Consider the following 25,486-nt stretch of genomic DNA (forward strand, 5'->3'; position numbering starts at 1 on the left):
GAACGGCGGATCAGGCGCGGCCGGTCGGCTCGTAGCCCGCGTCCTCGACGGCCGCGGCGATCGCGGCGTCGTCGGGCGCACCGCCGGTGGTCACGGTCACCAGGCCGCCGTCCACGTCCACGTCCACGGAGACGACGCCGGGGAGCGCGCCGACGGCGGCGGTGATCGCGGCCTTGCAGTGGCCGCAGGACATGCCGGAGACGGTGTAGGCGGTCGTGACGGTGTCGGCGACGGCGGCGGGGGTCGCGCCGTCCGCGCCGGACGAGCAGCTGTGGTCGGGGGTGCAGCAGGAGCCCATGGCTTCCTCCTCGGTCGGTCTTCCGGGAATCGATACCCTAGGGGGGTATCACCTCGCGATTCCATGTATACCCCCCGACCGTATTGATGGCAAGCCGAACCCGGCTTGACTTGGTACCCCCCAGGGGTATGGTGAAGTGCATCGAAGGGTTCGGCACGTGACCACCCACCCCCTCCGCACCACCCACCCGCACCCTTCACCCCCTCCACCCCATCCACGCGTGACCCGCGCACGACGCGCACACGACTCACGGGAGAGCAGCCATGAACACCGGTGCGAAGATCACCGCCTTTGCCGCCGCGCTCGCCGCGGCCTTCGGGGGCGCGTACGGGATCGGCGCGGCCGTCGGCCCCTCCGGCGCCCCGGCGAAGCCCCCGGCGACCGGCGGGCACACGGGCCACGAGGAGGAGGCGGCCCCCGCCGCGGACGCGCCCGGCGGCCTCCAGGTCTCCGACGGTGGCCACACCTTCGCCCTGGAGACCCCGACCCTCCCCGCCGGCGGCGGAGCCCTGAGGTTCTCGATCAAGGACGCGGCGGGGAGGAAGGTCACCGCCTTCACCCCCGAGCAGGGCAAGGAGCTGCACCTCGTCGTCGCCTCGCGCGACCTCACCGTCTACCGCCACCTGCACCCGGTGAAGGCCGCCGACGGCACCTGGACGGCCCGGGCCGACCTGCCGGCCGCCGGCCCCTACAAGGCCTTCGCCGACTTCAAGCCCGCCGCGCCCGGGTCCCGCGCCCTCACGCTCGGCGCCGACGTCTCCGTACCGGGGGAGTACGCGCCGAAGCCGCTGCCCGCCCCCGCGCCGACCGCGCGGGTGGACGGCTACGAGGTCCGCCTCGGCGGCACCCTGGACCCCGGCAAGCCCGGTGAGCTGCGGTTCACCGTCTCCAGGGGCGGGAAGCCGGTCACCGACCTGGAGCCGTACCTCGGGGCGTACGGCCATCTCGTCGCCCTGCGCGCCGGTGACCTCGCGTACCTCCACGTCCACCCGAACGAGGGTGGTCCCGGCCCGGACGTCTCCTTCGCGGCGACGGCGCCCAGCGCGGGCGCGTACCGTCTCTTCCTGGACTTCCGGCACGAGGGCGAGGTGCGGACGGCGGCCTTCACGGTACGGGCGGGCGGTTCCGGGGCATCCGTTCCGGAGGACGGTGGGGCCGAGCACGGTGCGGGCGGGCACGAGCACGGCTAGGCTGACCATTGGACTAGACCTATAGCCGTCATTCATGGAGGAATGGGCTTCGATGAGCAACCGTGCAGTCCTTGAGGTGATCGCCCTCGACGAGGAAGACGCGGTCGCCGCCCAGACCGGCGGCGCCGACCGGCTCGAACTCGTCACCGACATGGCGGCGGACGGGCTCACCCCGTCCGGGGCCGGCTTCGCCGCGATCCGCGCCGCCGTCGACATCCCGCTGCGCGTGATGCTCCGGCTCACCGACGGTTTCTCGGCCGGCGGCCCCGAGGGCGTCGAGGCCCTCGTGACCCGCGCCGCCGACCTCCGGGAGGCCGGCGCGGACGAGTTCGTCCTCGGCTTCCTGACCCCCGACGGCGCACCGGACCTGGTCGCCGTCGAGCGCCTGATCGCCGTCCTCGACGGCTGCCGCTGGACCTTCCACCGGGCGATCGACCGCGCCGCCGACCGCGACGCCCTGCGCAAGAGCCTCGCCGACCTGCCCGGCCTGGACACCTACCTCACGGCCGGTTCCGCCACCGGTGTCGACGACGGCCTCGCCACCCTCAAGGCCGAGGCCGCCCGCGCGGGCGAGCCCGGCTACGAGGCCCGCGTCCTCGTCGGCGGCGGCCTCCGCCTCGACCACCTCCCCGAACTGCGCGCGGCGGGCCTCGACGCCTTCCACATCGGCGGCGCCGCCCGCCCCGAGGGCTGGACGGCCCCGGTCTCGGCCGCCGCGGTCCGCACGTGGCGCGAGGCGGTGGACGCGCCGCCGGCGACCTGACGGGGCGGCGGGCCCCGTCGGCCGGCGGAGACGCGGGCGTGCCCGGATGGGACGGTCTCGGGCGGCTGCGGGGCCGGAGCGCGCCCGCTTCGGGACCGGGGGCGTTCCCCGGTCCGGGGGAGACCCGCCCCGGACCGCGGAACGCCGGCCTCCGGACCGGAAAGCACGTGGACCACCGTCGCCCCGCCGACTAGCCTCGCCCGCATGCCCCCCACTCCCCCCGCCGTCGACACCGCCCTCGTCCGGCGCCTGATCGCCGCGCAGTTCCCCGCGTGGGCCCGTCTGCCCGTGCGGGCCGTGGACTCGGCGGGCACGGACAACACCGTGTTCCGGCTCGGGGACGACCTCGCCGTACGCCTGCCGAAGGCCGAGTGGGCCGAGGGGCAGGCCGAGAAGGAGCGGTACTGGCTGCCGCGCCTCGCCCCGCACCTGACGCTCCCGGTCCCCGTGCCCGTCGGACACGGCGCGCCGGGGGAGGGGTTCGACCGGCCCTGGACGGTGTACGGATGGCTCGACGGGGACGACGCGTACAACGCCCCGATCACCGATCCGGCCCACGCCGCAAAGGAGTTGGGACGCTTCGGCGTCTCGCTGCGCGCGGTGGACGCGACCGGCGGCCCGGCCTCCTTCCGGGGCGGCCCGGTCACCGACTGGGAACAGGGCGCCATGGCACCGGCGATCGAGACCCTCGGGGCGGACGGCACGCTCGACGCCGCCGCCGTCACCGAGGCCTGGGAGGCGGTCCTGCGCCTCCCGCCGTGGCGGGGCGACCCGGTCTGGGTCCACGCCGACCTGCTCCCCGGCAACCTCCTCACCCGCGACGGACGCCTGCACGCCGTCATCGACTTCGGCGGCCTCGGCACGGGCGACCCGGCCTGCGACATGCTGGCCGCCTGGTCCCTCCTCACCACCGGCACCCGCCCCCTCTTCCGCGAGGCCTCCCGCGTCGACGACGCCACCTGGGCCCGCGGCCGGGGCTGGGCCCTGTGCTGGGGCGTCGTGACCGAGGCGTACTACCGGGGAAGGAACCCGGCCCTGGCGTCCATCGCCCACCGCACCTGGACCGAGGCCCTGACGGAATTCCCCTAGGGGACGGTCACACCTCCCCCAACTGCTCGGGCAGGGACGCCGAGTGAACGACCGTCAGGCCCGACACCGCTCGCGTCAGCGCCACGTACAGGCGGCGCAGGCCCGTGCGTTCGTCGGGTTCGCCGTCCACGACCGCCGCCGGCTCGTCCAGGACCACGTAGTCGTACTCCAGACCCTTCGCGAGCGACGCCGGGACCAGGGTCAGCCGCGACTCGGCCGTCGTCTCCTCGCCGGGCGAGAGGTGCGGCAGGCCCCCCGCCGCCAGCGCCTCCGCGAGCGGCGCGATCCGCGCGTCGGCGGCGATCAGACCGATCGAGCCCTCGTGCCCCAGCGCCTCGACGCAGGCCGCGACCACGGCCGCGTCCAGGTCCTCCGTACGGCTGTGCCGGACGTCCAGCGAACCGGGGTTCTCCCGCACCGACTCCACCGCCGCCAGCCCCGGCGACATGTGCGGAAGCAGCCGCGAGGCGTACGCGATGACCTCGCGCGGCACGCGGAAACCGGCCGTCAGCTCCTCGACCACCGCCTCCGGCTTCCCCAGGTGCCCGAGCGCCTGCGCCCAGCTCTCCGTCGCCCACGGCGTCGTCCCCTGCGCCAGGTCGCCCAGGACGGTGGCCGAACCGGTCGTGCAGCGCCGCCCCACCGCCCGGTACTGCATGGGGGACAGGTCCTGCGCCTCGTCCAGGACCACGTGCCCGAGCGAGTGCGTCCGCTCCACCAGGTCCATCGCCTCGTCCACGAGCACCGCGTCCGCCGCCGACCACTTCGCCGACTTCACGCTCCGGCCCGGCCTCTCCCGGAGGAGCAGCTTCTGCTCGTCCTCCGTGAGCACCCCCTCGGCGTGCTCGGCCAGGAACTCCGCGTCGCCCAGCAGCCGCAGCACCAGCTTCGCCGGGTCCACCGGCGGCCAGCACTCCTTCACGACCGCCTTCACCGCCGCGTTCCGCGCCACCGCGTTCTGCACCCGGTCGTCCGGCGCCTCGCCCGCCTGCTCCATCCGTACGAGCACGGCGTGCGCGATCCGCTGCGGAAGCGCCTCGCGGGCCGCCCCGTACCGGATGTCCCGGTCCAGCAGCTCCCGCACCATCTCCTCGATCTCGTACGCCGGGACCCGCCAGCGCCGCGAGCCGCGCACCACCATCAGGGACTCCTCCGGCAGCTTCACGTGCGAGCGGACCGCCCGCCGCAGCACCTCCGCCATCCGGGCGTCGCCCTTCACGACCGCCGTCGCCGCCGCGTCCGTCCCGCGCACCTCGACGTGCGCCACGAGGTCGTCCACCGTCGCCTGCCTCACCTCCAGCTCGCCGAGCGCGGGCAGCACCTGCTCGATGTAGTGGAGGAAGGACCGGTTCGGCCCGATGACCAGCGTCCCGGTGCGGGCGAGCCGCTCCCGGTGCGCGTAGAGGAGGTACGCGACACGGTGCAGGCCCACGGCCGTCTTGCCGGTCCCCGGCCCTCCCTGCACGCACACCGACCCCGACAGGTCGGAGCGGACGATCTCGTCCTGCTCGGGCTGGATCGTCGCCACGATGTCCCGCATGGGACCCACGCGCGGCCGCTCGATCTCCGCCTGGAGCAGCCGGCTGGTCCGTTCCAGCTCCTCCGGGTCGGACAGGTGCTCGTCCTCGTACGCGGTGAGCTCGCCGCCCGTGTAGCCGAAGCGCCGCCGCAGCCCCACGTCCTGCGGGTCCTTGCGCGACGCCCGGTAGAACGGCTGCGACACCGGCGCGCGCCAGTCGATCACCATCGGATCGCCGTCGGCGTCGTGCACGTGCCGCCGCCCGATGTAGAACCGCTGCCCCTCCTGCGTGGTGTGCAGGTAGTCGAGCCGCCCGAAGAAGAGCGGCGTCCCGGACAGGTCGGCCAGCGCCTTGATCCGGTCCTCGATCTGCCGTTCCAGGACGGCCGCGTTCACCCAGTTCGCGGTGACGTCCTTGATGTCGAGCGCCTGCACGTCCTCGCGCATCGCGCGCAGGGCGGCGCGGGAGGCGGCCAGGTGGGCGCGTTCGCGCGCGAGCGGATCGTCGGCGGACGGCGGCTGCTCGGATTCGAGGTCGGGTACGGGCACGGACACGGACACGGCGGAGCCTCCGGGGCGGATACACGGACACGGTGAGGTGGCCGCCGGTTTCCGACCGGGCGGCGGCTCTCCACGGGGGAGGCGGGGAAGCTGGCGAGTGTAGACCCTGCGAACGGGCCGGGGCGAACGGATTCCCCCCGGATCCACCCCGTAGGGGACGGGGTAGGTCTCACGTCGGACCCCGGGCCGGTCCCGGATCGACCCCCAGGGCGATGTGTTCGCAATGTCCGGATTGCATCATGGAAACATGTCCGCGACGACCTTCACCCTCGTGACCACCGCCCCCCGCCTCCACCGCGTGGGCCTCGCCCTCCGCGCGATACGCGCCTTCGGCGGCGCCGCGGCCGGCGTCGTCCTCCTCGGCGACTACGGCCCGCCGGAGGCGGGGGTACGAGACCCCCGCCCGAAGTACGCGCCCGAGCGCACGTCCACCTGAGTACGCGCCCGAGCGCACGTCCACCTGAGCACGCGCCCCGCCGTGCGGCCCCCTTCCGAGGCGCCCCCGCTCTGAGTACGCGCCCCCGCCCGACCGAGTACGACGACGCCTGACGCCGTCCCGCCCCCGCTTGACGGGATCGGGACATGACGACACCGACGACCCCCGCAGCCGACCTCACCGACCGCACCGCTCCCGACCCCACCGCCCCGAACACCCGCGCCCTGCGCGTCCTCGCGCTCTGCGGGTTCCTCCTCCTCGCCGGGTGCCTGGTGCTCACCGCCGTCCTCGGGCTCGTCGACGCCGTCGAGGGCGACGGCGTGGGCGGCGGCTTCCTCACGGCCGGACTCCGGGCCGCGGCCCTCGGCGCCGTCGCGGGCGCGGCGGCCCTCGCCGCACCCCGCCGCGCGCTCGTCGCCGCCCAGTACGCCCTGGCCCTCGCGGCCCCGGTCCTCGCCGCCCTGGACCGAGCGGCGCGCTACGGCGCCAGCAGCTCGTCCGCGTCCACGATCCGGTACGCGTACCCCTGCTCCGCCAGGAACCGCTGCCGGTGCGCCGCGAAGTCCTGGTCGATGGTGTCCCGGGCGACCACCGAGTAGAAGTGCGCCTGGTGCCCGTCGGCCTTCGGCCGCAGCACGCGGCCCAGCCGCTGGGCCTCCTCCTGCCGGGAACCGAAGGTGCCGGAGACCTGGATGGCGACCGTGGCCTCGGGCAGGTCGATCGAGAAGTTCGCGACCTTCGAGACGACGAGCACGCTGATCTCGCCGGAGCGGAACGCGTCGAAGAGCCGCTCCCGCTCCTTGTTCGACGTCTCGCCCTTGATGACCGGCGCGTCGAGGTGCTCGCCCAGCTCGTCCAGCTGGTCGATGTACTGGCCGATGACGAGGATCTGCTGCCCGGCGAACTTCCTCACCAGCGCCTCCGTCACCTTCCGCTTCGTCGCCGTCGTCGCGCAGAAGCGGTACTTCTCCTCCGGCTCGGCCGTCGCGTACGCGAGCCGCTCCGAGTCGGTGAGGTTCACCCGGACCTCGACGCAGTCGGCGGGCGCGATGTACCCCTGCGCCTCGATCTCCTTCCACGGCGCGTCGAACCGCTTCGGCCCGATCAGCGAGAACACGTCGGACTCGCGCCCGTCCTCGCGCACGAGGGTCGCGGTGAGGCCGAGGCGGCGGCGGGCCTGGAGGTCGGCGGTGAACTTGAAGACGGGCGCGGGCAGCAGGTGCACCTCGTCGTAGACGATGAGGCCCCAGTCGCGGGAGTCGAACAGCTCCAGGTGCGGGTAGACGCCCTTCCGGCGGGTGGTCAGCACCTGGTAGGTGGCGATGGTGACGGGCCGGATCTCCTTCCTCGTACCGGAGTACTCGCCGATCTCGTCCTCGGTCAGCGAGGTCCGCTTCACCAGCTCGTGCTTCCACTGGCGGGCGGAGACGGTGTTGGTCACCAGGATCAGGGTCGTCGCCTTCGCCTCGGCCATCGCCCCGGCCCCGACCAGGGTCTTGCCCGCGCCGCAGGGCAGCACGACGACGCCGGAACCGCCGTGCCAGAAGCCCTCCACGGCCTGCTTCTGGTACGGCCGCAGGCTCCAGCCGTCCTCGGCGAGGTCGATCCGGTGCGCCTCCCCGTCCACGTACCCGGCGAGGTCCTCGGCCGGCCAGCCCAGCTTCAGCAGGGTCTGCTTGATCTGCCCGCGCTCGGAGGGGTGCACGGCCACGGTGTCCGGGTCGATCCGCTCCCCGACGAGCGGCTGCACCTTCTTCGACCGGAGGATCTCCTCCAGGACGGGCCGGTCGGTGGTGGTGAGCACGAGCCCGTGCACGGGGTGCTTGGAGAGCGTGAGACGCCCGTACCGGTCCATCGTCTCGGCCACGTCCACGAGCAGCGCGTGCGGCACGGGGTAGCGCGAGTACTCCACGAGCGCGTCCACGACCTGCTCGGCGTCGTGCCCGGCGGCCCGCGCATTCCACAGCCCGAGCGGCGTCACCCGGTACGTGTGGATGTGCTCCGGCGCCCGCTCCAGCTCCGCGAAGGGCGCGATGGCCCGCCGACACGCCTCGGCCAGCTCGTGGTCGACCTCCAGGAGCAGCGTCTTGTCACTTTGAACGATGAGGGGCCCGCTCACGCGCGATCAGATCCTTCCCGGGCCGCTCCGACGACGGCCAATCCTCCAGTCTGCCTGATCCCGGGCCGATGTCGGCAGGGGCCACCACACCGGCGGCACCGGTTTCCGCGCGAGGGAGGTGGCGGGAGATGGGCGTGGCTCACGATGTCTCCGAGCGGCGGGACGGCCACCACGTGGAGCGGCTCGTCGCCGAGGCCGGGCGCGAGACGGCCGTGGAGGCGCCGTTCACGCTGAAGCTCGACCCCGGTGTCCTGGTGGCCCCGCGCGCTGAGGCCGGCTCCGGCCCCCTCACACCTGGTCGTCCGCCAGCTCCGCCACGCCCGTGATCCGGTGCAGCGGATACGTGCGCATCTCGTCGGCCGTGTGGTCGTAGCCCGTCACGAAGCCGCCCTCCACGCGGACCGGGGCGATCACGCGCTGGCTCGCCGCGCCGTCCGCGTTCACGTAGCCGATCCAGACCGCCGAGCCGGTCATCGCGGCCGCCTGGACGGTCGCCAGGGTCTCGGCGGACGAGGTGCGGGGGAGCGAACCGGCCGGGGCCGGGGCCGCCGGTTCCCTGCGGACCGCCGTCGCCGCCCGGTCGCCGGCCCGGATCGCCTTCACCGCCGCGCCCAGGAGGGTGGCGTCGGGGGCGGGCGGCCCGTCCGGGACGGGCACGGGGGCCGTACGCGCGGGCGTGCGGTACGCGTCGGCGCGCGTGACCAGGACGTCCCCCTCCGCCGACTCGGCCGCCGGGGCGTACCCCATCGCCCGCAGCCCGTCGAGCAGCGACGCCGGGTCCGCCTGCGCGGCGAGGACCGTCGGCGCCAGGCGCCGCAGGCCCAGGGCGGCCGAGCGCCGGTCGGCCAGGATCTCGCCGAGGACGGTGTCGTCGTCGCAGCGCACGTACGCGGACGCCGCCCCCACCCGCAGGTGCCCGTGGCGCCGGGCCACGTCGTCCACCAGGTACGCGAGCGGCTGCGGCACCGGCGTGCGGGAGTGCGCGGCCAGGAAGTCGTGCAGGCCGGACGCGGTCAGACCGGAGTCGAGCGCCCGCCGTACGGAACCGGGCGTGAACCGGTACACCGTCGCGCCGCCCTTCGACTCCACGTCCGCGAGGACCGCGAGCGCGTCCGCCAGGGGCCGCCGCAGCGGACCGGGCGCGACGGCCGTCAGGTCGGCCTGGAGCAGCACGTGGTCGACGGCCTCCGGCAGCAGCGGCGCGAGCAGCGTCGCCGCCCGCTCGGCGGCCACCGACTCCTCCACCCCGCCGCCCTCGTCGGCGGGCGACGCGGCCTCGGCCAGCGGCAGGTTGAGCAGCGCCCGCGCCGGGGCCGACAGGGCGCCCCGGCCGGTGAGCCCCAGGAGTTCGGCCTCCGCGAGCGCCCAGCGCGCGAGCCGCGACCGCAGGTCGTCGGGGAGGCCGGAGCCGGTGCCTTCCGCACCGGGGGCGGCGGGACCGGTGGGGGCCCCGCCCCGCAGCGGCCGCTCCCACCGCAACCGCGCGAACAGCGTCTCCGGATCGGCCGCCGCACCCGGCGGAAGCGTCGCCAGGAGACCGAGCACCCGGTGCCGCACCTCGGGCGCGGCCGCCCGGTCCAGATCCGGGCCGAGCGCGGAGAGCGCGCGTCCCTTCGCGTCCTGGCCGCCGACCAGACCCGGCGTACGGGTCGAGGCGAGCCAGGGCGTGACGAGCCGTGCCCAGCGCTCGGCGGGCGGCAGGTCCAGCCAGTCGTCGTAGGCGGGCGTCGGCGCGTACCGCTCGTCCGCCTCCCCGTCCGACGCGAGCAGCCCCGCCCCGTGGCAGAGCTCCAGCCAGAACGCGGCGACCTCCTCCGTCACGTCCAGGGCGGCGGCGGTCCGCCGCAGGTCCCGCACGGAGAGCCCGCCCGCCCGCAGCACCTGCGGACCCCCCTCGTCCCAGGACTTCAGCAGCTCCTCGACGGTCGCCAGCGCCGTGTACGCCTGTCCGGCCGCCGCGCTGTCCACCACCTGGGGACGGTGGTCGCGCAGGACGCCCACCTCCGGCGCCACCGGCTCCGGCATCCGGTGCGCCCGCCCGCCCCGCAGGTGCAGCGCCACCTCGCGCGGCAGCACCATCGTCCGCGCCGACACCGGAAGCAGCAGGCCCCGGTCGCGCAGCCAGCGCACCGGCGGGGCCGGGTTCGCCGTCACCTCGCCGTACGGCGGCCCCCACACGAGCCGGTCCAGGACGGCCAGCGCCTCCGGCGGCGCCCCGTCGAGGAACGCACTCATCCGGGCCCGGTCGGTGAAGAGCCCGGTCAGGGCCGCCACCGCCGACACCGGGTCGTGCGTCGCGGCGAGGCCGACCGCCGCGATGATCTCCTGCACCCGGCCCGGCGACATCCCCGACGTCGCCTCGGCGACCGTCGGCCCGAGCCCGGTCGGCGAGGGGTGCTGCGGCGACGGCGAGAGCAGCTCGCGCGCGGTCCGCACGAGCCGCAGCCGGTCGTCCTCGCCCCACACGAGCGCCTGTTCGCGCAGCAGCGCCACCGCGCCCGGCAGCGTCGCCCCGATCACCGGATCGCCCTCGTCACCGGTGAGCAGGGCCAGGAGTACGGAGTACGGGGCCGGGTCCGGGGCGACGGCGAGCGCCTCGGCCGTCTGGAGCGCGAACCGGTCGAGCCGCTCCAGGGCCCGCACCACCGAGCCCCGCGTCCCGGCGCGGGTCGCCAGCTGCGTCAGGTCGTTCGGCACGGGGTTCAGCAGGTCGGGGCGGGCGCGCAGCAGCGCGGCGAGTCCCTCGTCGCCCCGTGCGCGAAGCGCCTCCGCGAGCGTGCGGGGCGCCACGGCGCCAGTCCCCTCGGCCACGTGCGCCTCCCGGTCGAGCTCACCGATCCCCATCCGGACCACGTTAACCGCTGCGCAGGCGCTAACGTCGGGCCGTACCGGGCGAACCGGCCGTGGAGGGGCACCGTGGGCATCGAGAGCGACCAGTTGGTCTACGACTACCTGAGCCGGGTCGGCGATCTGGCCCAGCAGCGCCACCTGCCGGCGGGCGACCGCGCACGGCTCGTGTCGACGCTCCGCGACGAGATCGACCGCCGGCGCGCCACCCAGCACGAGGAGACCCCGGCGGCGGTACGGGGCATCCTCGGCGCCCTGGGCACCCCGGCCGAGGTCGTGGACCGCGCGGGGGCGCCGGGGGACGCCGGAAACCCGGAGACCACCGGGGGACCGCTGCCGCGACCACGCGGGGGAAGGCCGCCCCGGGGGACGGAGACGGGGACCCGTACGGGAAAGTCCGGAGGCACCCCGACCGGCGGCGGGTCGGACCGCGACGGGGGGCCGGCTCGCGGCGACCGGACGGGCCGTAACGGCCGAACGCCCCGAGAGGGCTCCGCTCCCGCAGCCGGGACGCCCCGCGACGGCTCCGTCTCCGGCGGGCCCGGAATCCCGGCCCCCCGCCCCGGCGTGTCGGCCCCGGACCGTCCGCTGTTCCACGGCGGAACGGAGAGGGCCGCCTTCGACGGCGCGGAGGGACCGGACTGGTGGCGGACGGAGGACGTCACGGACGGCGTCCCCGGCTTCTTCGGCGGGGTCGAGCGCCCGGACCTCTTCAGGCCGCCCGTCCCCGAGGAGGACGAGGAGGACGGGGAAGCGGAGGCCGAGGGCTCCGCGCCCGGGAAGCGCCGCCGCCTCGCCCGGCTCCTGCGCCCGCGCAAGGCCGCGCCCGCCCCGGCCCCCGGGACGGAGGCGCCGGTGGCGGCGGTACCGGCCCGCCCCCGCCTCGCCAACCCCTTCGTCCTGCTCGCCGCGCTGCTCCTGCTCGGCGGCGCCGTCTTCGGCTCGCTCCTCGCCCTCGCCGGGGGCTGGCTCCTCGCGTACGCCTCCCGCCGGCTGACCCCCGGCGAGGTCAAGGGCGCGGTCCTGGTGATCCCGGGCCTCGCCGCCGGCTCCGGGATCCTCTGGCTGTGGGGCCGCCTCCAGGGCCGCTGGGGCGCCCCGGTGACCCCGGGCGGCGAGGCGATGGCCGCGGCGGTCGCGGAGACCTGGCCGTGGGTCCTGCGGGGGGCGGCGGTCGCGTCGGCCCTGTTCCTGCTGTGGCGCTCCCGCAAACACTGAGCCGCCCCGGAGCCACACCCCCGAGGAACCCGGCCCCCGACCCCCGAGATGTCCTCCCCACACCCCCCGGATGTCCTCCCCGTGCCCCCGGGATGTCCTCCCCGCATCTCCGGGGGGCTCTGGTCCCACTCCTCGAACGCCTGCCCCAGAATGGGGACATGACCTCTCCGAGCGCTCCCCTCACCGTCGGTTTCGACCTCGACCTGACCCTCCTCGACACCCGCCCCGGCATCAGGGCCACGTGGCAGGCGTTCGCCGCCGACACCGGCGTCGCGATCGACGCCGACCTCGTCGTGACCCGCCTCGGGCCGCCGCTCGACCACGAGATGGCGTACTGGTTCCCCCAGGAGCGCGTCCCCGAGATGGTGGCCCGCTACCGGGCGCTCTACCCGGAGCACGCGATCGGACCCACCGTCCCGATGCCGGGCGCCGAGGACGCGCTCCGGGCCGTGCGCGAGGCGGGCGGGCGGACGCTCGTCGTCACCGCCAAGAACGGCCCGCACGCCGAACTGCACTTCAAGAGCCTCGGCATCGAGCCCGACGCGCTCGTCGGCGGCCTGTGGGCCGAGGGCAAGGCGGAGGCCCTGCGCGCCCACGACGCCCGGGTGTACGTGGGGGACCACACCGGCGACGTCCGGGGCGCCGCGGCGGCGGGCGCCCTCTCGGTGGCCGTGGCGACCGGCCCCTGCCCCGCCGAGGAGCTGCGGGAGGCGGGCGCCGACGTGGTCCTGACGGACCTGACGGACTTCCGTGCCTGGTGGGAGGGCTACCTGGCCTGAGCGGAGGCGCCCGCGCCGGCCCTGGCCTGGCGGCGCTGGGCCGCGATCGAGCGCATCACACCGGCGGCGGCGAGGAGGAATCCGACCCCCATCAGCATGGAGACGGCGTACGCGACGGTGGGGAAGGGGTCCGTTCCGAGGAACAGCGGAGCCACGGTGACCAGCGTCGCGACCGCGCCGATCGCGAAGACGACCACACCGGCCTTGACGAGGCCGTCGCCCGGGGCACTGTCGTCCACCGGCGCGGCAGGGGTTTCACTGTGCATCCGGCCAGGGTAGTTCCCAGGCCGTAGGAACACATCGGCGACGTCTTGTCACCGGCCTCCGGACCATTAGCCTTGGTGCCGGCGGGTCGGTCGACCCGCTGTTTGCCATCCCCATCGACGAGGACGAGGACGGACGTGCCTACCGGCAAGGTGAAATGGTTCAACAGCGAGAAGGGCTTCGGCTTCCTCTCCCGTGACGACGGCGGCGACGTCTTCGTCCACTCGTCGGTGCTCCCCGCCGGAGTCGAGGCGCTGAAGCCGGGCCAGCGGGTGGAGTTCGGAGTCGTCGCAGGTCAGCGCGGCGACCAGGCGCTGTCCGTCACGATCCTCGACCCCACCCCGTCCGTCGCCGCGGCCCAGCGCCGCAAGCCCGACGAACTCGCGTCCATCGTCCAGGACCTGACGACGCTCCTGGAGAACATCACGCCGATGCTGGAGCGCGGCCGCTACCCGGAGAAGACGGCGGGCAAGAAGATCGCCGGCCTGCTGCGGGCGGTCGCGGACCAGCTCGACGTCTAGGGCCTGTCCGGCCCTGATCCGCCGGACAGGTCCTGGTCCCCCTCGGGGAACGACAGCGCGTCCGGGCCGAGGGGCGGTACGAGTCCCTCGGCCGCGGCGCGGGTGAGCAGTCCGCGGACCGCCGCGTAGCCGTGCTCGCCGAGGTCGGCCGTGAACTCGTTCACGTACAGGCCGATGTGCTGGTCCGCCACCTTCGGGTCCATCTCCTGGGCGTGCTCCATGACGTACGGCCGGGAGGCGACCGGGTCGTCCCAGGCCATCCGCACGGACGTGCGGGCCGACTCGGCGAGCAGCCGGAGGGTCTCCGCGCCCAGCGAGCGGCGGGCGACGATCGCGCCGAGCGGGATCGGCAGGCCCGTCGTCGTCTCCCAGTGCTCGCCCATGTCGGCGAGCCGGTGCAGCCCGTACTCCTGGTACGTGAAGCGGGCCTCGTGGATGACGAGTCCCGCGTCGACCTTGCCGTCGCGGACGGCGGGCATGATCTCGTGGAACGGCATCACGACCACCTCGCCGACCCCGCCGGGCACGGCCTCGGCCGCCCACAGCCGGAACAGCAGGTACGCCGTCGAGCGCTCGCTCGGCACGGCGACGGTCCTCCCGGCCAGGTCGGCGCCGGTCCCGGCGTCCCGGGTCAGGACGAGCGGCCCGCAGCCCCGGCCCAGGGCGCCGCCGCAGGGCAGCAGGGCGTACTCGTCGAGGATCCAGGGCAGCACGGCGTACGACACCTTCAGGACGTCGTGCGGGTCGGCGCCGCTCTCGGCCCAGCCGTTGGTGACGTCGATGTCCGCGAAGGTCACGTCGAGCCGGGGGGCGCCGGGGACGCGGCCGTGGGCCCAGGCGTCGAAGACGAAGGTGTCGTTCGGGCAGGGCGAGTAGGCGATCTTCAGGTGCACGGAGCCTCCACGAAGACGGTCCGGCCGAGGAGCCGGACGGTGTGCCGGAGCGTGTCCAGGGCGTCCCCGATGCGCCAGGCGGCGCGGTCGCGGGGGCCGACGGCGTTCGACACGGCACGGAGTTCGACGACGGGCACGCCGTACGCGGCGGCGGCCTCGGCGACGCCGAAGCCCTCCATCGCCTCGGCGGCGGCCCCGGGGTGGCGCTCCGTCAGCTCGGCGGCGCGCCGGGCGCTGCCGGTGACGGTGGAGACGGTGAGGACGGGCGCGACGGCGCACGGCACGTCCCCGGCGGCCAGGGCGGTGGCGACGCGGCCGGTCAGCGCCTCGGGCACGGGGTGGACGGACCGTCCGAAGCCGAGCTCCTCGACGGCGAGGTACCCGTCGGGGGTCTCCGCCCCGAGGTCGGCGGCGACGATCGCGGAGGAGACGACGAGGGAGCCGGGCGGGGCGGACGGCTGGAAGCCGCCGGCGATCCCGGCGGAGACGACGAGGTCGTAGGGCCGCTCGCGGCGGTCCGTACCCGTCAGCGCGGCGTACGCGAGGGCCGTTCCCGTCGCGGCGGCGACGGCCGCGGGGCCGACCCCGCCGACGAGGACGTCGACGCGCGCGCGGTCGCCGTCCGTGTGACGGCGCAGCACGAGCCCCCCGGGCAGCGGAACGCGCTCCGGGCCGGCGGGGACGTCCCGGGTGTCCGGCGTGTCGGGGGCTTCCGCGGCGAAGGAGTCCGCTCCCGGCACGACGGACGCGAGGCCGGTGGTGACGGAGTCCGCCTCCGCCGCCACGGCCGTCACGATCAGGATCCGGTGGGTCACCGGCGGATCAGGATTCCTTCTTCAGCTGGAAGTGCCAGATGCCGGTCAGCTTCTTGCCGGTGTTCTCGACGATGGTCACCTGGGTGTCGTTCACGGTCTCGCCGGTCTGGCTGGACGTGAAGAAGGCGCTGGCCGGAATGGTCCGGTAGGTCTTCTTGTACGGCTCCGCCTCGGCCTGCTGGCCGCCGAGGAAGATCGTCCAGCCGTTGTCGGCGATCTCCGGGTCGACGCCGAAGCGGATCTTGTCGTCCGAAGCGACGGTCAGGGACTTCTCGGCCTTCTTGTTGAGGCAGCCCTGGACCTCCGACTCCTTGATGGCGTCGCCGCCGTTGTAGCAGGAGGCCTCGGCGTGGACCGAGTCGGTTCCGACCGTCAGGGTCGCGACCGGGGTCGGCTTGTCGCAGGCGGAGAGGACGAGGAGCCCGGCGGAGACGGCCCCGAGGGCGACGGCGGTCCGGCGGCGCGAGCCGGAGAAGAACGCAACGGTCATGAGCCGAAGGCTATCGGGCCGTCGCTTCCGCGCCACGCGGGGGTACGGCGTGCCGCCTTCCGGTACGGGACGCGCCGGGCCGTCCGTACGCCCCGGGACCCGTGGCCTCCCCGTCCGCACTACGCCACCCGCGTCTTCGGGCGGTCCTTCGGGCCCGGGCGGCGGCGGGCGGCCGAGAGCAGGCCGCGGACGGCCAGGAGGGCGCCCAGGGCCAGGATGGCGGCGGCGACGGACATGCCGAGGGTGCCGTTCAGGGGGAGCGCGATGCCGATCGCGCCGCCCACCACCCACGCCATCTGGAGGGCGGTCTCGGAGCGCGCGAACGCCGAGGTGCGCACCACCTCGGGGACGTCCCGCTGGATCAGCGCGTCCAGGGACAGCTTCGACAGGGCCTGGGTGAGGCCCGCGACCGCGCCGAGGACGGCGACCATGACGCCGCCGAAGAAGACCGCCGTGCAGATCGCGGTTCCCAGGACCACGCTGATCATCGTGGCGATGATCACCTCGGGACCGTGGCCCCGGTCCCGGAGCAGGGAGCCGGCCGCCGTCCCGCAGGCGTTGCCGACGCCCGCCGCCACGCCCACGATGCCGAGGGAGACGGCGGCGCTCTGCCCGGAGAGCGGGTGCTCGCGCAGCAGGAACGCCAGGAAGAAGATCAGGAACCCGGACAGCATCCGCTGGGCCGAGTTGGCCGCCAGACCGCGCAGCACGGCCGGGCCGACCGTCCGCAGGCTCGGCTTCTTCTCGCCGTGGGTCAGCAGGTGCGCCCGCCGCTCGCCCCGCGCGGAGTCCACCTTGGGCGGCATCCGCAGCGCCCAGAACACGCCGAGCAGGAACAGCGCGCACGCGCCGTACAGCGGCCAGCCCGGCCCGATCATCTGGAGGCCCGCGCCGACGGGCGCGGCGATCCCGGTGGCGAGCAGCCCCGCCAGGGTGACTCTGGAGTTCGCCTTCACCAGCGAGAAGCCCGGTGGGAGGAGGCGGGGCACGACCGCGCTGCGGACCACCCCGTACGCCTTGGAGGCGACGAGCACGCCGAGCGCGGCCGGGTACAGCTCGATGCCGCCGGTGGCGACGGCGCCGGACATCATGATCGCCAGGACCGCGCGGGTCCCCATGGCGCCCGCCATCGCCGCGCGCCGACCGTGCGGGACGCGGTCCAGGAGCGGGCCGATCACGGGAGCGAGCAGGGTGAAGGGGGCCATGGTGATGGCGAGGTAGAGGGCGACGCGGCCGCGGGCCTCGTCGGTGGGCACGGAGAAGAAGACGGTGGAGGCGAGGGCGACGGTGATCATGACGTCCCCGGCGCCGTTCACGGCGTGCAGTTCGATCAGCTTGCCGAGCCCCGACTCGCCCGCGCCGTGCGCGTGGGTGGCCTTCCGGATGCCCTTCGCGGTGCCGGTGAAGGGCAGGTGCAGGGCACGGCCGACCGCCCGGCCCGCTCTCCGGAGCGGCCCGGCCTGATCCTCGGATCGTGCGGGGGACCGTGCGGCTGCCACCCCGTCATAGTGCCCCAAGGCCGGGAGGTGAATCGTGGCGTGACGCGGGATACACCCGGACCGGCCGGACCGCGTGCGGCGCGGCGGCGGACCCGGGGACGCGCCGGAGGCCCGCGCGGGCGTCCCCGTGCTCCGGGCGTGTCGCCCCCCGCCCGGGGGCTCTCCGACCGGCCCGTTCGTCCGTGATGCGGGCCTCTTGGGGCGGGCAGGTGGGCGGACGCCCGGGAACGGGGTAGCGTGCGTAGCGCGTCACCGGCGGAAGCTCTCGGCCGCGCGCCTCTTCGGCATCCCGCAGAATGGATGGCGTTAGGTGTGCCCGAGACGCGCGAGACACGTCGGGCGCGGACGTCGATGCGGCCCCCCGGTCCGCTCCGCCCGCCGCCCGCTGCCCCGCTCCCGCCTCCCGGCCGGCGCACCCGTGAGACGGCGTAGGAGAGAAGCGATACCTGTGAGTGCTGCGACGACGCGAAGCGGTACCCCGCGTGCCCCGCGAGCCACGCGTACCCCCGACCGCCTGTGCGCCGAGGCGGTGGACCTCGCCCGGGAGGCCGCCGAGGAGGCGGCCGCGCCGGGGATCGTGGGCGCGCACGTGGAGGTCGTCGCGGAGGGCGACCGCGTCGTCACCCACTTCTTCGCGTGCGAGGAGCCCGGCTACCGGGGCTGGCGCTGGGCGGTGACCGTCACGCGCGCCTCCCGCGCCAAGAACGTCACGCTCGACGAGACCGTCCTGCTGCCCGGCCCCGACTCCCTCCTCGCCCCCGAGTGGGTGCCGTGGAGCGAGCGGCTGCGCCCCGGCGACATGGGTCCGGGCGACCTGCTGCCGACCGAGCAGGACGACCCGCGCCTGGAGCCCGGCCACACCGGCGAGGACGCGCCGCCGCCGAACTCGGCGGTCTCGGAGGAGCTGGCGGACCACCTCGACGCCGAGGACGCCGAGATCGTGACCCGTACCCCCTCGCGGGGCGCGATCGCGTCGGTCGCCGACGAGCTCGGCATGCGCCGGGCCCGGGTGCTGTCCCGCTACGGCCTGCACACGGCCGCGGACCGCTGGGACGAGGCCTTCGGCGCCAAGACCCCGATGGCGCAGGCGGCCCCCGCCACCTGTGACTCCTGCGCCTTCCTGGTGCCGATCGCCGGCTCCCTGAAGCAGGCCTTCGGCGTCTGCGCCAACGAGTTCTCCCCGGCGGACGGCCGGGTCGTCTCCCTGGCGTACGGCTGCGGGGGGCACTCGGAGGCCGCGGTCATGCCGAAGCCGCCGCGCGCCGCGCTCCCGGTGCACGACTCGACGGCCGTCGACGCCTTCCCCCTGCGTCCCGCCGGGGACTCCGGCTCCACGACGGAACCGGACGAGGTCCTGGAGGACCTGGGTCACTCGTAGGGGCGGGCCCTCCGCCGGGAGGGGCGCCCGGCGCGGCGCGGTACCTTCGGGCCCCGGGACCTCCGGTCCAGGGCCCAAGGCCCGGGAGCGGCACCGCACCGGTCCCGCCCCGAATCACCGCCCCGCAGAGTGGAGTCAGACGTGAGCGTCAGCGTCCGGACGACGACCGACGGAACCGATCCCTTCGGCACCGCACGGCTGCGGCGCGGGGTCCTCGACGCCTGGGGGGCCTCGCCCGCCAGATTCCGCGAGGACGCCAACGCCGAGGAGGACCTCGCGCTCGGCGGCTACCGCGACCGGCTGGTCGTCGAGCTGGCCCAGAACGCCGCCGACGCCGCCCGCCGCGCCGGCGTCCCCGGCCGCCTCCGCCTCACCCTGCACCCGGCGGACCGCGAGGGCCCCGCCGCCCTGGCCGCCGCCAACACCGGCGCCCCCCTGGACGCCGCCGGCGCCGAGTCGCTGTCCACCCTCCGCGCCTCCGCCAAGCGCGAGCAGGGCGGGGAGGGGGACACGGGGGCCGTGGGCCGCTTCGGCGTCGGCTTCGCCGCCGTCCTCGCCGTCACCGACGAGCCCGCCGTCCTGGGCCGCCACGGCGGCGTCCGCTGGTCCCTCGCGGAGGCCCGCGAACTGGCCGCCGAGGCCGCCCGGTACAGCCCGGGCCTCGGCGACGAACTGCGCCGCCGCGACGGCCACGTGCCCCTGCTGCGCCTGCCGCTGCCCGCCGAGGGCACCGCGCCCGAGGGGTACGACACGGTGGTGGTCCTCCCGCTGCGCGACGCGGCCGCCCACGACCTCGCCGAGCGGCTCCTCTCGTCGATCGACGACGCCCTGCTGCTCACTCTTCCGGGTCTGTCCGAGGTCGTCGTGGAGACACCCGAAGGTGTACGAACGCTCCGCCGTTCCGAGGCCGACGGCTACGTCCTGATCGAGGACTCCGCGAGCGACCGGGCGGGCGGTTCCACGAGCGGCGCGCACCGCTGGCGGACGGTCGGCCACGCCGGCCCGCTCGACCCCGAGCTGCTCAGGGGCCGCCCGGTCGAGGAGCGCCTGCGCCCCCACTGGTCGGTCACCTGGGCCGTGCCCGTGGACGACGCGGGGGCCCCGCGCTACCCGCGGACCACCCCCGTCGTGCACGCCCCGACCCCCACGGACGAACCCCTGGGCATCCCCGCCCTCCTCATCGCGTCCCTGCCGCTCGACACCGCCCGCCGCCACCCGGCGCCCGGGCCGCTCACCGACTTCCTGGTGCAGCGGGCGGCCGACGCGTACGCGGAACTCCTCGCGGACTGGCGGCCGGTGACGACCTCCGCGCTCGACCTCGTGCCCGGCCCGTTCGGCAAGGCCCCGCTCGACGGGGCGCTGCGCGAGGCGATCCTCGACCGGCTGCCGCGCGTCGGGTTCCTGGCGCCCGCCGTCCCGACCGAGGAGCTGCCCGCGCTCCGCCCGATCGAGGCGGAGGTCGTGGAGGGCGCGGGCGCGGAGACCGTGAACGTGCTCGCGGAGGTCTTCCCGACGCTCCTGCCGGCCGGTCTGGAGCGCCGCCCGGAGCTGCGCACGCTCGGTGTCGGCCGGGTGCCGCTGACGGAGGCGGTCGACCGCCTGGCCGGGGTCGACCGGCCCGCCGGCTGGTGGTGGCGGCTCTACGACTCCCTCGCGGGCGTCGACCCGGACCGGCTCACCGGCCTGCCGGTGCCGCTGGCCGAGGAGGACGGGGACACCCGCTCCCGTACGGCGATCGGCCCCCGTCAGGTCCTCCTGCCGCAGGAGGGCACCCCGCCCGAGCTGGCCCGGCTCGGCCTGAAGGTGGCGCACCCGGACGCGGCCCACCCGCTCCTGGAGAAGCTGGGCGCCCTGCCCGCCACGCCCCGCGCGATCCTGACGACCCACCAGGTGCGGCTCGCGGTCGCGGCCTCCCTCGACGTGGGCGAGATCTGGGACGAGGACATCGACGCCCTGGACGCGGACGAGCTGGCGGAGACCGTCCTCGGCCTGGTCAGGGACGCGGAGCTGGCCCCGGGCGAGGAGCCGTGGCTGGGCGCGCTCGCCCTCCCCGACGAGGACGGCGAACTCGCCCCGGCCGGTGAACTCGTCCTGCCGGGCTCGCCCTTCGCCGCCGTCGTCCGCGAGGACGAGATCGCCCTCGTGGACGCCGGCCTGGCCGCCCGCTGGGGCGAGCAGCCCCTCACCGCGTGCGGGGTGCTCGCCACCTTCGCCCTCGTCCGCGCGAACGACCTCGTCCTCGACCCGGACGAGGTCGAGCCCCGCGAGGGCGACTACCCGGAGCCGGACGACGCCGGGCTCCTCGACGCGGTCGACGTGTGGTGCGAGGACGTCCTCGACCGGCTCCCGGAGACGCCGGTGCCGCCGGTGGCGACGGAGATCGTCGCCGTGCGGGACCTGGACCTGGTCGACGACGACGCCTGGCCGCGGGCGCTCGCCCTGCTCGCCGCACCGCCCCTGAGGGACGCCCTGATCGAGCCCGTACGGGTCCTCCTGCCGGACGGCAGGACGGAGACCGTCCGCTCGTACACGGCCTGGTGGCTCCGGGACCATCCCGTACTGGACGGCCGCCGCCCGGCCGGACTGCGCGCGGCCGGCACCGACCCCCTCCTGATGGGCCTGTACGACTCCGCCGACGCGACCGGCTTCGAGGACGAGCAGGTCCTGCGGGCGCTCGGCGTCCGCACCTCGGTCCCGGCGCTCCTGGACGAGCCGGGCGGCGCGGCGGAGCTGCTGGGCCGCCTGGCGGACCCGGACCGGGACGTGACGGCCCCGCAGCTGCACGCCCTCTACACGGCGCTCGCGGACCTGGACCCGGAGCAGGTGACCCTCCCGGACGAGTTGCGGGCGGTCGTGGACGGGGTGGTGACCGTGGTCGACGCGGCGGACGCGGTGGTGGCGGACGCCCCCGACCTCCTGCCCCTGACGGCCGGGCTGCCCCTCCTGCCGGTCTCCCCGTCCCGGGCGGTGGACCTGGCTGAGCTGTTCCAGGTACGCCGCCTGAGCGAGACGGTGGAGGCGCAGGTCACGACGAGCGGCGAGGAGCACGGCGTCCCGGACGCGGTCACGGCCCTGCTGGGGCCCGCCACCCCCGGCTTCTACGTCGAGCACGAGGAACTCCGCGCGGGCGGCGTCGAACTCGACTGGCGCCGCACCCCCGACGGCACCGTCCACGCCGCCACCCTCGAAGGCGTCGCCGCCGGCCTCGCCTGGTCCGCCGGCCAGTGGCCCCGCCGCTTCGAGGTCGCGGCCCTCCTGGAGGACCCGACCCGCACGGAGGAACTGTCGCGGGACCGCTGGTTCGACTGACCCCCGCCACACACGGGCGGCGCGGCAGGGGCCTGGGCACGGACCGGTCCTAGGCGATCCAGACCCCGCTGTGCCGGTGCCGGGCCGGGGGTACGTCGACGGCGTCGGCGGCGGCGAGGTCGAGGACGCCGTCGGGGGTGTTCACCAGACGCAGGACCGTGCCGACCCGCTCGCGGAGGCGCTGCCGCGCCCGGCGCTCCTGTTCGGCGGCCCAGTGCGCGACGGTCTTGTCCCAGCGGTGCCGGGGCAGCGAGTGGACCGCGACCGCCCGCCGGACCGGGCGCGGGCGGGGTCGCCGGGACTCCCGGGCGGCTTCGGCGAGGTCCCCGGCGCCGTACCTCAGGTCGTGGAGCACGACGGCGTGGAAGGGTTCGCCGGTCAGGTGGTCCGGAGAGAGCCTCCGGCGGGCGCGGGAAGGGTGATGAGCGGTACGGGCCACGGGGACTCCCTCGGGCAGCCACCGCCAGGCGTCTCCTGGCGGGCTACCTGAAGCCCCGGGGGCCGGTCGCGCGCGCGTTCCTCATGGGGGCACGGTATTCCGGCGCGCGCCCCGCCGCATCCGAATTCGGCGGGACCCGCCCGTCCTCCTACGCCGGGAACCTCCGGTCCACCCACCGCCAGGCCATTTCCAGGAGCGCCGCGCCCGTCGCCGCGATCGCGACCGCCGCCCAGGGCATGGTCGTGCCGACCAGTCGCAGGGCGAAGAAGTCCTGGAGCCAGGGGACGACGAGGACGAGGAGGAAGGCGCCGGCCATGGTGGCGACCAGGGCGAGCCGCCACCAGGTGTAGGGGCGGGCGATGATCGCGAGGACCCAGAGGGAGACCAGGAAGAGGGTCAGGGTCGCCGCGCTGGTCTCGGCCCCCAGGGCGTCCGTGCCGCTGTAGTGGTGGCGGGCCAGGAGGTAGGTGGTGAAGGTGGCCGCCCCGGCGATGATCCCGCCGGGGATCGCGTACCGCATGACCCGGCGCACGAAGTGCGGCTTCGCCCGTTCCCTGTTCGGGGCCAGGGCCAGGAAGAAGGCCGGGACGCCGATCGTCAGGGTGGACAGCAGGGTCAGGTGGCGGGGAAGGAAGGGGTACTCCACCTGGGAGCAGACCACCAGGACCGCGAGGAGGACCGAGTACACCGTCTTGGTCAGGAACAGGGTCGCCACGCGCGTGATGTTGCCGATGACCCGGCGTCCCTCCGCCACCACCGACGGCAGGGTGGCGAAGGAGTTGTTCAGGAGGACGATCTGCGCGACCGCCCGGGTCGCCTCCGAGCCCGAGCCCATCGAGACGCCGATGTCGGCGTCCTTCAGGGCCAGGACGTCGTTCACGCCGTCCCCGGTCATCGCGACCGTGTGCCCCCTCGACTGGAGCGCGGCCACCATGTCCCGCTTCTGCTGGGGGGTGACCCGGCCGAAGACCGCGTTCTCCTCCAGCACCTCCGCCATCTTCTCCCGGTCCTCCGGGAGCGTGCGGGCGTCCACGGTGTTCTCCGCGCCCGGCATGTCCAGCTTCCCGGCCACCGCGCCCACCGAGACCGCGTTGTCGCCGGAGACGACCTTGGCGGCGACGTCCTGGTCGGCGAAGTACGCGAGGGTGTCGGACGCGTCCGGGCGCAGCCGCTGCTCCAGGACCACGAGCGCGGCCGGGCGGGCGGCCTCCGCCGCCCCGGGGGCGCCGGGCTCCCGGTCCGTACGGGCCAGGAGGAGGACCCGCAGGCCCTGCTCGTTCAGGTGGTCGGTCTCGGCGAGCGCCGGGTCCCCCTCCGCCAGGAGCACGTCCGGGGCGCCGAGCAGCCACGACGAGCCCTCGCCGCCGTCCTCGTCGAACGCGGCGCCGCTGTACTTGCGGGCCGAGGAGAACGGCAGCGCCTGCGTGCAGCGCCACCCGTCCGGGTCCGGGTAGGCGTCGACGACCGCCCGGAGGGAGGCGTTCGGGTGCGGGTCGGACGCGCCGAGCGCGCCGAGGACCTTCCGTACGTACGCCTCGTCGGAGCCGTTCAGCGGACGGAGGTCCGTCACGTCCATGCCGCCCTCGGTCAGCGTGCCCGTCTTGTCCAGGCAGACGACGTCGACCCGTGCCAGGCCCTCGATGGCCGGCAGCTCCTGCACGAGGCACTGCTTGCGGCCGAGGCGGACCACGCCGATCGCGAAGGCCACGGAGGTGAGGAGGACGAGCCCCTCGGGGATCATCGGGACGATGCCGCCGACGGTCCGGGCGATCGAGTCCTTGAGGTCGGTGTCCTTGACGACCAGCTGGCTGATGATCAGGCCGATCGCGGTCGGGACCATCATCCACGTCACGTACTTGAGGATCGTGGAGATGCCGGTGCGCAGCTCGGAGCGGACGAGCGTGAAGCGGGACGCCTCCTCCGCGAGCTGCGCCGCGTACGCCTCGCGGCCGACCTTCGTGGCCGTGAACGCGCCGCCGCCCGCCACCACGAAGGAGCCCGACATCACCGGGTCGCCCGGCTTCTTCACCACCGGGTCCGCCTCGCCGGTGAGCAGCGACTCGTCGACCTCCAGGCTGTCCGCCTCCGCCACCACCCCGTCGACGACCGCCTTGTCCCCGGGCGCCAGCTCGATCAGGTCCCCGAGGACGATCCCGGAGGTGGACAGCTCGGCGGCGGTCCCGTCGCGCCGGACCCTCGGTTTCGCCTCGCCGATGACGGCGAGCCCGTCGAGGGTCTTCTTGGCGCGGAGCTCCTGGACGATGCCGATGCCGGTGTTGGCGACGATCACGAAGCCGAAGAGGCTGTCCTGGATCGGCGCGACGAAGAGCATGATCACCCACAGCACGCCGATGATCGCGTTGAAGCGGGTGAAGACGTTGGCCCGGACGATGTCGACGGCCGAGCGGGAGTTCCGTACGGGGACGTCGTTGACCTCCCCGCGCGCGACCCGCTCCGCGACCTCGGCGGAGGTGAGTCCGGCCGGGCGGTGCTCGACGGGAGGGCCGTTCCCCGCCGTCCCGCCGCTGTCCGTGTCGATCTTCGCCCGCTGCGTCATGCTCTCGACGGTACGACCGGAACCGGGCGTTCACCTGCCGGGAGCGGGACACGGGGGGCGGGTGGTCCCGTGGTGCTGCCGCCCGGCGCTACGGCGCCTGTCGCTCCCCGGCCTCGCGCGCCGCCGCCGCGTGCCGTCGGAGCGCCGCGTCGCGCTTCCGCACGTACCAGATGCCGATCAGTCCGAGACCCGCCCCGGCCAGGCAGGTCCACACCCACCAGGTCAGGTCCCGGTCGTCGAACCAGCGGTAGAAGGGGAGCTGGGCGAGGAAGAGGACGAACCAGAGAATCGTTCCGCCGGTGATGGTGGCGACGACGGGCCCTTCCAGGGGCTCGGGTGCCTCGTGCTTCGGTGTCCACTTCGCCATGGGGCCCAGTCTAGGTGGCGCCCGGATGGCCGAAAGTCGTGTCTACGCGCGGAGATGGACTCCCACTCGTTCATGTGTTCATACTGAAACGGTTTGCCTGTGGCGGGTTTCCTTCGTATGAACCGCCAAAACGGA

General features: G+C 75.1%; 22 protein-coding genes. 10 read left to right on the plus strand and 12 right to left on the minus strand.

The genetic code is table 11. The annotated features are described in order from the left end of the window. Window positions 1-10: 10 nt before the first annotated feature. Window positions 11-298 carry a cation transporter gene (locus ACFY7E_RS00735; protein ID WP_389479225.1) on the minus strand — a complete coding sequence of 96 codons (288 nt, stop codon included), beginning with the start codon at window positions 296-298 and terminating at the stop codon, window positions 11-13. Between the two features lie 263 nt (window positions 299-561). Between ACFY7E_RS00735 and ACFY7E_RS00740 the strand changes: the two genes are divergently transcribed. From ACFY7E_RS00740 to ACFY7E_RS00750, 3 genes are all read left to right on the plus strand, one after another. Continuing rightward, window positions 562-1,488, plus strand: a complete 927-nt coding sequence (locus tag ACFY7E_RS00740; RefSeq protein WP_389479227.1) for a hypothetical protein — start codon at window positions 562-564, stop codon at window positions 1,486-1,488. 52 nt (window positions 1,489-1,540) lie between these two features. Continuing rightward, window positions 1,541-2,251 (plus strand): copper homeostasis protein CutC, encoded by a 711-nt coding sequence (locus ACFY7E_RS00745; protein WP_389479230.1) that lies wholly within the window; start codon window positions 1,541-1,543, stop codon window positions 2,249-2,251. 204 nt (window positions 2,252-2,455) lie between these two features. Next, window positions 2,456-3,340, plus strand: a complete 885-nt coding sequence (locus tag ACFY7E_RS00750; RefSeq protein ID WP_389479232.1) for an aminoglycoside phosphotransferase family protein — start codon at window positions 2,456-2,458, stop codon at window positions 3,338-3,340. Between the two features lie 7 nt (window positions 3,341-3,347). Here the strand turns inward: ACFY7E_RS00750 and ACFY7E_RS00755 are convergent, their stop codons facing one another. Further along, complete coding sequence (locus ACFY7E_RS00755; protein WP_389479235.1) at window positions 3,348-5,420, minus strand: HelD family protein; 2,073 nt, start codon at window positions 5,418-5,420, stop codon at window positions 3,348-3,350. Between the two features lie 247 nt (window positions 5,421-5,667). Between ACFY7E_RS00755 and ACFY7E_RS00760 the strand changes: the two genes are divergently transcribed. Beyond that, window positions 5,668-5,856 (plus strand): hypothetical protein, encoded by a 189-nt coding sequence (locus ACFY7E_RS00760; protein WP_389479238.1) that lies wholly within the window; start codon window positions 5,668-5,670, stop codon window positions 5,854-5,856. Window positions 5,857-6,334: 478 nt separating this feature from the next. On the opposite strand, the gene ACFY7E_RS00765 is transcribed toward ACFY7E_RS00760, so the two are convergent. Further along, the gene (locus ACFY7E_RS00765) at window positions 6,335-7,975 is read right to left on the minus strand and encodes a DNA repair helicase XPB (RefSeq protein WP_389479240.1); all 1,641 of its coding nucleotides are present in this window, start codon (window positions 7,973-7,975) and stop codon (window positions 6,335-6,337) included. A gap of 134 nt (window positions 7,976-8,109) precedes the next feature. Here ACFY7E_RS00765 and ACFY7E_RS00770 point away from each other — a divergent pair, with 134 nt between their 5' ends. Beyond that, a complete protein-coding gene (locus ACFY7E_RS00770) occupies window positions 8,110-8,301 on the plus strand; it encodes a hypothetical protein (protein ID WP_389479242.1) in 192 nt (63 codons plus the stop codon). On the opposite strand, the gene ACFY7E_RS00775 is transcribed toward ACFY7E_RS00770, so the two are convergent. Next, a complete protein-coding gene (locus tag ACFY7E_RS00775) occupies window positions 8,264-10,819 on the minus strand; it encodes a helicase-associated domain-containing protein (RefSeq protein WP_389479245.1) in 2,556 nt (851 codons plus the stop codon). The genes ACFY7E_RS00770 and ACFY7E_RS00775 overlap by 38 nt on opposite strands. Before the next feature lie 72 nt (window positions 10,820-10,891). Here ACFY7E_RS00775 and ACFY7E_RS00780 point away from each other — a divergent pair, with 72 nt between their 5' ends. Together ACFY7E_RS00780 and ACFY7E_RS00785 are read left to right on the plus strand one after the other, a co-directional pair. Beyond that, entirely contained in the window at window positions 10,892-12,040 is a 1,149-nt protein-coding gene (locus tag ACFY7E_RS00780; RefSeq protein WP_389479247.1) for a hypothetical protein, read from the plus strand. Window positions 12,041-12,198: 158 nt separating this feature from the next. Beyond that, on the plus strand, window positions 12,199-12,819 hold the full coding sequence (locus ACFY7E_RS00785; protein ID WP_383439293.1) for an HAD family hydrolase: 621 nt from the start codon (window positions 12,199-12,201) through the stop codon (window positions 12,817-12,819). Here the strand turns inward: ACFY7E_RS00785 and ACFY7E_RS00790 are convergent. Further along, a complete protein-coding gene (locus ACFY7E_RS00790) occupies window positions 12,807-13,085 on the minus strand; it encodes a hypothetical protein (RefSeq protein WP_389479250.1) in 279 nt (92 codons plus the stop codon). The two genes, ACFY7E_RS00785 and ACFY7E_RS00790, sit on opposite strands and share 13 nt — an antisense overlap. A 135-nt stretch (window positions 13,086-13,220) precedes the next feature. On the opposite strand from ACFY7E_RS00790, the gene ACFY7E_RS00795 reads away from it, so the two are divergent. Beyond that, window positions 13,221-13,604 (plus strand): cold-shock protein, encoded by a 384-nt coding sequence (locus ACFY7E_RS00795; RefSeq protein ID WP_383439291.1) that lies wholly within the window; start codon window positions 13,221-13,223, stop codon window positions 13,602-13,604. On the opposite strand, the gene ACFY7E_RS00800 is transcribed toward ACFY7E_RS00795, so the two are convergent. The 4 genes from ACFY7E_RS00800 to ACFY7E_RS00815 all read right to left on the minus strand — a co-directional run bounded on the left by ACFY7E_RS00800 (window position 13,601) and on the right by ACFY7E_RS00815 (window position 17,301). Beyond that, the gene (locus ACFY7E_RS00800) at window positions 13,601-14,497 is read right to left on the minus strand and encodes a 1,4-dihydroxy-6-naphthoate synthase (protein WP_389479253.1); all 897 of its coding nucleotides are present in this window, start codon (window positions 14,495-14,497) and stop codon (window positions 13,601-13,603) included. The two genes, ACFY7E_RS00795 and ACFY7E_RS00800, sit on opposite strands and share 4 nt — an antisense overlap. Continuing rightward, the gene (locus ACFY7E_RS00805; RefSeq protein WP_389479255.1) at window positions 14,488-15,312 is read right to left on the minus strand and encodes a futalosine hydrolase; all 825 of its coding nucleotides are present in this window, start codon (window positions 15,310-15,312) and stop codon (window positions 14,488-14,490) included. Before ACFY7E_RS00805 ends, ACFY7E_RS00800 begins: the two co-directional genes overlap by 10 nt. Before the next feature lie 7 nt (window positions 15,313-15,319). After that, the gene (locus ACFY7E_RS00810; protein ID WP_383439285.1) at window positions 15,320-15,802 is read right to left on the minus strand and encodes a DUF2771 domain-containing protein; all 483 of its coding nucleotides are present in this window, start codon (window positions 15,800-15,802) and stop codon (window positions 15,320-15,322) included. A 119-nt stretch (window positions 15,803-15,921) separates the two neighbouring features. After that, window positions 15,922-17,301, minus strand: coding sequence for an MFS transporter (locus tag ACFY7E_RS00815; RefSeq protein WP_389479258.1), 1,380 nt, complete (start codon window positions 17,299-17,301; stop codon window positions 15,922-15,924). A gap of 448 nt (window positions 17,302-17,749) precedes the next feature. Here ACFY7E_RS00815 and ACFY7E_RS00820 point away from each other — a divergent pair, with 448 nt between their 5' ends. Both ACFY7E_RS00820 and ACFY7E_RS00825 read left to right on the plus strand, forming a co-directional pair. Next, on the plus strand, window positions 17,750-18,679 hold the full coding sequence (locus tag ACFY7E_RS00820; RefSeq protein ID WP_389479260.1) for a DUF3027 domain-containing protein: 930 nt from the start codon (window positions 17,750-17,752) through the stop codon (window positions 18,677-18,679). Between the two features lie 129 nt (window positions 18,680-18,808). After that, on the plus strand, window positions 18,809-21,988 hold the full coding sequence (locus ACFY7E_RS00825; RefSeq protein ID WP_389479262.1) for a sacsin N-terminal ATP-binding-like domain-containing protein: 3,180 nt from the start codon (window positions 18,809-18,811) through the stop codon (window positions 21,986-21,988). A 49-nt stretch (window positions 21,989-22,037) separates the two neighbouring features. Here ACFY7E_RS00825 and ACFY7E_RS00830 read toward each other — a convergent pair whose 3' ends face one another. From ACFY7E_RS00830 to ACFY7E_RS00840, 3 genes are all read right to left on the minus strand, one after another. Further along, entirely contained in the window at window positions 22,038-22,427 is a 390-nt protein-coding gene (locus tag ACFY7E_RS00830; RefSeq protein WP_389479264.1) for a hypothetical protein, read from the minus strand. Between the two features lie 148 nt (window positions 22,428-22,575). Beyond that, window positions 22,576-24,984 (minus strand): HAD-IC family P-type ATPase, encoded by a 2,409-nt coding sequence (locus ACFY7E_RS00835; protein WP_389479266.1) that lies wholly within the window; start codon window positions 24,982-24,984, stop codon window positions 22,576-22,578. A gap of 88 nt (window positions 24,985-25,072) precedes the next feature. Then, a complete protein-coding gene (locus tag ACFY7E_RS00840) occupies window positions 25,073-25,351 on the minus strand; it encodes a DUF2530 domain-containing protein (RefSeq protein ID WP_389479268.1) in 279 nt (92 codons plus the stop codon). Window positions 25,352-25,486: the final 135 nt, after the last annotated feature.

The organism is Streptomyces sp. NPDC012825 (genome assembly GCF_042900925.1).
GTDB lineage: Bacteria > Actinomycetota > Actinomycetes > Streptomycetales > Streptomycetaceae > Streptomyces.